Here is a 6,097-nt window from a genome sequence, read left to right as displayed (position 1 = left end):
CCCCGGCGGGTATCTCGAACCCGCGTGCGCGCAGGTGGCCTGCCAGGTCGTCCTGATCAATCAAATCCGCATGCATCATGGCTGTTGTCCCTTTTATCGCTAAGAGAGTGCTGCTGTGATTTACGACCGATTCTGTGACGACCACGACATGCCCGCAACAACAGAATGCCGGCATGGCTGCTTTGGCTAAGAACAGGTCGTTTACGGCTAAATCCACCTGGCGGGAACTGCGCACACTCAAGCCATCTACAGCAACCGAGGGTTTGGTCACCCTCACTCATGCACAGTGGATGTTGCTCGCGCTTTGCCCCGGATGCTCACGGCTTTCCGGGGCTATTTTTTTCTTACCGTGCTGCAGGCAGGGATATCACCCGGCCCACGAACTCGGCCGGCGGCAGATCCTGCTGCTGTTCCAGCAACCCTTGCAGCAACCCGGCACTCTGCTCACTGAACGGCGCCGCCTTTGGCCCCGCCAGGTCCACATGCAGCAGCATCTGCTCACTGGCCGCCAGCACCTGGTCGAACCCGGCCCGGTGCAGGCTGTGGTAGACATGCAGGCGCTTGCGATCGAAACCGATGATCTGCGTCTGCACCCACACCTCGGTGCCTAGCTTTACTTCATGCAGGTAGTTGATGTGCGCTTCCAGGGTGAACAACGAATTGCCACTCTGCCCACGGCTGTCGGCATCCAGGCCGATGCGCTCCATCAGCGCATCGGTGGCGTAGCTGAAGATCAGCAGGTAGAAGGCATCGCGCAGATGCCCGTTGTAATCGACCCAGTCCTCCTGGACTGGGGTGCGGTAAGTGATCAGTGCAGGCATTGCGTGGTCCTCAGTCGCCGAAAGCCATGCCGTGTTTGGCCTTGCTGGTTTTCACCGCTTCCAGCACCGCCAGCAGCGTGTCATCACGGTAGCGCTCAAGTGCGGCGATGCTGCGTTCACCCAGTTGTTCAGAAGTGCCGTCTACCACATCGTCGATCAACTGGTCGGTCAGCTCCGGTGCTGGCAAGTAGGTCCAAGGCAGTTTCAGCGCTGGGCCGAACTGCGACATGAAGTGGCGCATGCCGGCATCGCCACCGGCCAGAGTGTAGGTGAGGAAGGTACCCATGAACGACCAGCGCAAGCCGGCGCCAAAGCGGATCGCATCGTCGATCTCTCCGGTAGTCGCCACACCGTCGTTGACCAGGTGCAGCGCCTCGCGCCACAGCGCTTCGAGCAGGCGGTCGGCGATGAAGCCTGGCACTTCCTTGCGCACATGCAGTGGGCGCATGCCGAGGGTGGTGTAGATGGTTTTTGCCGCTTCGATGGCTTCTGGCGAGGTGCGGTTGCCGCCGACGATTTCTACCAGAGGCAGCAAGTAGACTGGGTTGAACGGGTGACCGACCACGCAGCGCTCAGGGTGAGTGGACGACTCGTAGAACTCGCTGGGCAACAGGCCCGAAGTGCTTGAGCCGATAATCGCGTCAGGCTTGGCCGCCGCGCTTATCTTCGCGTGCAGGTCGAGCTTGAGGTCCAGTCGCTCTGGTGCGCTTTCCTGGATGAAGTCGGCGTCGCGCACGCATTCGTCGATGGTGGCCACGAACCTCAGGCGGTCTTGTGATGCGCCAGGTGCCAGGCCTTGCTTTTCAAGCGCCGGCCAGGCATTGGCGATACGTTTGCGCAGGGCTTGTTCGGCGCCGGGGGCCGGGTCCCAGGCGACCACGTCCAGGCCATGGGCGAGGGCGCGGGCGACCCAGCCGCTGCCGATCACGCCGCTACCCAGGGCGGCGAAAGTCTTGATCTCGGTGATGAAGGGCATATCGGTCTCCTGAAAAGATCAGCGGCGCTTGAGGTTCATTTTTTCCCGGCCTTCTGCCGGGCTGAGTACACGGCCACCCATGCGGGTGATGATCTCGGCTGCGCGTTCCACCAGTTGGCCGTTGCTGGCCAGCACACCACGGTCCAGGTACAGGTTGTCTTCCAGGCCGACCCGCACGTTGCCGCCCAACAGCACCGCTTGCGCTGCCATGGGCATCTGCATGCGGCCGATGCCGAAGCCAGCCCAGGTGACGTTGGCTGGCAGGTTGTCGACCATGGCTTTCATGGTGGTGGTGTCGGCCGGCGCGCCCCACGGGATGCCCAGGCACAGCTGGAACAGCGGGTCTTCGAGCAGGCCTTCCTTCATCATCTGCTTGGCGAACCACAGGTGGCCGGTGTCGAAGATTTCCAGCTCGGCCTTCACCCCCAGTTCGGTGATGCGCTTGGCCCCGGCGCGCAGTTGTGCGGGGGTTGAAACGTAGATCGAGTTGCCGTCACCGAAATTGAGCGTGCCGCAGTCGAGGGTGCAGATTTCCGGCAGCAGCGCCTCGACGTGGGCCAGGCGCTCCAGAGGGCCGATCAGGTCGGTGCCTGGGCCGAACTCCAGGGGCGTTTCACCGGGGCCGATTTCCAGGTCGCCGCCCATGCCGGCAGTGAGGTTGACGATGATGTCCACATCGGCTTCGCGGATGCGTTCCATGACTTCGCGGTACAGCGCCACGTCGCGGCTGAAGCGGCCGGTTTGCGGGTCGCGGACGTGGCAGTGGACCACGGTGGCACCGGCTTTGGCGGCTTCGACGGCGGATTCGGCGATCTGCTTGGGGGTGACCGGGACCAGGTGGCTTTTCGAGGCGGTGTCGCCAGCGCCAGTGAGGGCGCAGGTGATGATGACGTCGTGGTTCATGGTGCGGTTCCTTGTGGTGTCTGTGCTGGCCTTTTCGCGGGCAAGCCCGCTCCCACAGGGTCAGCAGTGACCCTGAACTTGGCGCTGTACCTGTAGGAGCAGCCTTGTGCTGCGAAAGCGCCGGATCAGTTAGCGGTAAGCTTCAGATTGTCCGCAGCCGGCTTGCCATCGAAGGTGGTCACACCCTCAAGCCAGCGGGCCTTGTCGTCGGGGTGGTCCTTGAGCCATTGGCGGGCCGATTCCAGCGCATCCTTGTGGTCGAGCAGCGGCTGCATCATGCGGCTCTCGTCCTCGGCGCTGAAGTTCAGGTTGGCCAGCAGGCGGTGGGCATTGGGGCAGCGTTCGGCGTAATCCGGCGCAGTCACCGTCCACACCGTCGCGCGGCCTTCGTCAGGGCCGAGCGCATCCTGGCTGTCACCCAGGTAGGCCATGTCGATGTTCACGTTCATCGGGTGCGGCGCCCAACCGAAGAACACCACGGCTTCCTTGCGCCGCACGGCGCGATCGACGGCGGCCAGCATGCCGGCCTCGCTGGACTCGACCAGCTGGAACTTGCCCAGGTCGAACTGGTTCTTGGTGATCATCGCCTTGATCTGGGTGTTGGCACCGGAGCCGGGTTCGATGCCATAGATCTTGCCACCCAGCTCTTTCTCGAACTTGTGGATGTCGGCGAAGGTCTTCAAACCCTTGTCGTAGAGGTATTTCGGTACGGCCAGGGTGGCGCGGGCGTCCTCCAGGCTTGGCTTGTCCAGTACTTTGACCTGGTTAGCATCGACGAACGGGGTAATGGTTTGGGTCATGATCGGGTTCCAGTAACCCAGGAACATGTCCAGGCGTTTGTCGCGTATGCCGGCGAAGATGATCTGCTGCGAGGCGCTGGTCTGTTTGGTCTGGTAGCCCAGGCCATCGAGCAGCACCTGGGCCATGGCGCTGGTGGCGATGACGTCGGTCCAGTTGACCACGCCCAAGCGGACGTTTTTGCAGGCCGCAGGCTCTGCGGCGAAAAGCGGGGAAGTGGCGATGCTGCTCAGGGCAAGGGTCAACAGGCTGCGGCGGATCAAGCTGTGCATGGTGGCTCTCCATCGGCAGTGCATATTGTTATGGGTTCCGACCTCTCTGGGCCGTGTGAACACGCTACGCTGCTGGCAGGGTGAAAAATCGCACCCTGGCGACCAACAGTTGCACGGAGGCGACCACCTTTGCCGTGGAGCATGCAATGCCGCAAATCATTCATTTCCTGTTGTTGCCAGGCTTCTCGGCAATGGGCTTCATCAGTGCCCTTGAGCCACTGCGGGTGGCCAACCGCTTCAAAGGCCCGTCCTATCGCTGGCAGGTGCTGAGCCTGGACGGTGGCGCTGTGCAGGCCAGCAATGGCATGTCGGTGAACGCCGATGCGGCGTTGGCGGCCGGTGAGCCGGGTGGCATCTTGTTGATCGTGGCTGGCTTCGACCCGTTGGCCTGCTATGGGCCGCCACTGCAGCAGGCGCTGCGCCGCCTGGACCATGACGGGGTGATTCTGGGCGGCATCGATACCGGCGCTGTGGTGCTGGCGGAAGCTGGCTTGCTCGATGGCCACCGGGCTACCGTGCATTGGGAGGCGCTGGAGGCGTTCAAGGAAAACTACCCGAGCCTGCAGGCAACCCAAGAGCTGTTCGAGATCGACCGACGGCGCATCACCTGTGCTGGCGGCACGGCATCGATCGACCTGATGCTCGACCTGATTGCACAGGCCCATGGCAGCGAGCTGGCGGTGCAGGTGTCGGAGCAGTTCGTGCTCGGGCGTATCCGCCAGCGACAGGACCATCAGCGCATGCAGATTGCCAGCCGCTATGGCATCAGCAACAAGAAACTGGTGAAGGTGATTGGCGAAATGGAGCGCAACACCGAGCAGCCGCTCAATACCCAGGTGCTGGCTGAAGCGGTGCAGGTGACCCGGCGCCAGCTGGAGCGGCTGTTTCGTGTGCACCTGGACGACACACCCAGTGGGTTTTATTTGCGCCTGCGGTTGGACAAGGCGCGGCAGCTGTTGCGCCAGACCGACATGAGCGTGCTGGAGGTGGGGGTAGCCTGCGGGTTCGAGTCCGCTTCGTACTTTACCCGCTGCTACCGGGCGCGGTATCAGCGTTGCCCGCGGGAGGATCGCTTGGCTCGGGCGCTATGAGGGTCTTGGGCAGCCCCAAAACCTGGGGCCGCTTTGCGGCCCTTTCGCGACCCAGGGCCGCTCCCACGTCATCGGCAGCCCCTATTGCTGACCAATGCTCTGCAGGTATTCCGACCGGTCATCACTGCGCTGCGCCACGCAGGTATCCCAAGCCGCCTGGAACGCCTTGCTCCCTGGCTTTTCGGCATAGGTCTCGACCTTGCAATCCGCATCGCGCAACTGTGTCCACAGTTTTTCGGCCGCGTCCATGCGCCCGATCAGCGCGGTGGCCTGGTCGCCTTCTTCGGCATATTGATCGCGGATGCGCTGGATCAGGTCGTCATACGCCGCTTTCAGTTCGCGCTCGGCAGTCTGCTTGTTGAACGCCGCGCACGCGTAGGTCTGCTGGTCGGTTTCGACGTTGTCGCACGGGGTGCTTTCTTCCTCGCCGGCCTGGGCGCCCGATACGACAGCCAGCAGTACCAGCCATGCCAATGATTTCATCCGTTTTCTCCTCAACAGGCTGACGAATCGCAGGGATTCTCGCTCAGCCGAGGGCAAGGCGGTAGCTCTCTGACGAAATGTTCATAAAGCAGCCAGAAAGGTCGTTATCGAGACTGTCTCTCATCGCCAGGCGCCGCGCCAGAGGGCGTGTTGTCGCGCGTTGACGCTTTCGGCAAACCCCCTGTCGTTTTTGCATCGGGGCGCCTTTGGGCACAGGCATATGCTGGCCCCAAAGCGCCGGCACAAGGTTTGGCGCCAACCATTCAATAAAAGGGGACAGCCTGATGAGCCCAGCCGAACTTCATGCCGACAGCATCGTCATCGACGGCCTGATCATTGCCAAATGGAACCGCGAGCTGTTCGAGGACATGCGCAAAGGCGGGCTGACCGCGGCCAACTGCACGGTGTCGGTCTGGGAAGGCTTCAAGGCTACCGTCGACAACATCGCCACCAGCCAGAAGCTGATCCGCGACAACAGTGACCTGGTCATGCCGGTGCGCACCACCGCCGACATCCGCAAGGCCAAGGAACTGGGCAAGACCGGCATCCTCTTCGGCTTCCAGAACGCCCACGCGTTCGAAGACCAGATCGCCTATGTGGACGTGTTCAAGCAACTGGGCGTGGGCATTGTGCAGATGTGCTACAACACCCAGAACCTGGTAGGTACTGGGTGCTACGAGCGTGACGGCGGCCTGTCGGGCTTCGGTCGTGAGATCGTCGCGGAAATGAACCGCGTAGGCATCATGTGCGACC

Annotated in this window: 7 protein-coding genes and 1 pseudogene; 2 read left to right on the top strand and 6 right to left on the bottom strand. The window is 62.4% G+C overall.

Going from position 1 to position 6,097, the window contains the following annotated elements; genetic code table 11:
* From APH35_RS29200 to choX, 5 genes and pseudogenes are all read right to left on the bottom strand, one after another.
* Nucleotides 1-271, bottom strand: a pseudogene (locus APH35_RS29200) (hypothetical protein); the annotation flags it as partial.
* Between the two features lie 73 nt (nucleotides 272-344).
* A complete protein-coding gene (locus APH35_RS27700) occupies nucleotides 345-821 on the bottom strand; it encodes a thioesterase family protein (RefSeq protein ID WP_012270101.1) in 477 nt (158 codons plus the stop codon).
* A gap of 10 nt (nucleotides 822-831) precedes the next feature.
* On the bottom strand, nucleotides 832-1,797 hold the full coding sequence (locus APH35_RS27695) for an L-carnitine dehydrogenase (protein ID WP_060494190.1): 966 nt from the start codon (nucleotides 1,795-1,797) through the stop codon (nucleotides 832-834).
* 18 nt (nucleotides 1,798-1,815) lie between these two features.
* Nucleotides 1,816-2,700 (bottom strand): 3-keto-5-aminohexanoate cleavage protein, encoded by an 885-nt coding sequence (locus tag APH35_RS27690; protein ID WP_012270103.1) that lies wholly within the window; start codon nucleotides 2,698-2,700, stop codon nucleotides 1,816-1,818.
* A 125-nt stretch (nucleotides 2,701-2,825) separates the two neighbouring features.
* On the bottom strand, nucleotides 2,826-3,770 hold the full coding sequence (choX, locus tag APH35_RS27685; RefSeq protein ID WP_060494188.1) for a choline ABC transporter substrate-binding protein: 945 nt from the start codon (nucleotides 3,768-3,770) through the stop codon (nucleotides 2,826-2,828).
* Nucleotides 3,771-3,916: 146 nt separating this feature from the next.
* On the opposite strand from choX, the gene APH35_RS27680 reads away from it, so the two are divergent.
* On the top strand, nucleotides 3,917-4,861 hold the full coding sequence (locus tag APH35_RS27680) for a GlxA family transcriptional regulator (protein WP_012270105.1): 945 nt from the start codon (nucleotides 3,917-3,919) through the stop codon (nucleotides 4,859-4,861).
* Between the two features lie 81 nt (nucleotides 4,862-4,942).
* Here the strand turns inward: APH35_RS27680 and APH35_RS27675 are convergent, their stop codons facing one another.
* Nucleotides 4,943-5,344: a lysozyme inhibitor LprI family protein gene (locus APH35_RS27675; protein WP_060494187.1), complete on the bottom strand. Its 402-nt coding sequence runs from the start codon at nucleotides 5,342-5,344 to the stop codon at nucleotides 4,943-4,945.
* A gap of 284 nt (nucleotides 5,345-5,628) precedes the next feature.
* Between APH35_RS27675 and APH35_RS27670 the strand changes: the two genes are divergently transcribed.
* Nucleotides 5,629-6,097, top strand: a 469-nt coding sequence (locus tag APH35_RS27670) for a membrane dipeptidase (protein ID WP_177335402.1), incomplete at its 3' end; no start/stop codon positions are given.

The organism is Pseudomonas sp. NBRC 111132, assembly GCF_001320565.1.
GTDB classification, from domain to species: domain Bacteria; phylum Pseudomonadota; class Gammaproteobacteria; order Pseudomonadales; family Pseudomonadaceae; genus Aquipseudomonas; species Aquipseudomonas putida_P.
The sequence above is the reverse complement of the archived record's forward strand: the minus strand, read 5'-3'. Positions and strand labels throughout refer to the sequence as shown.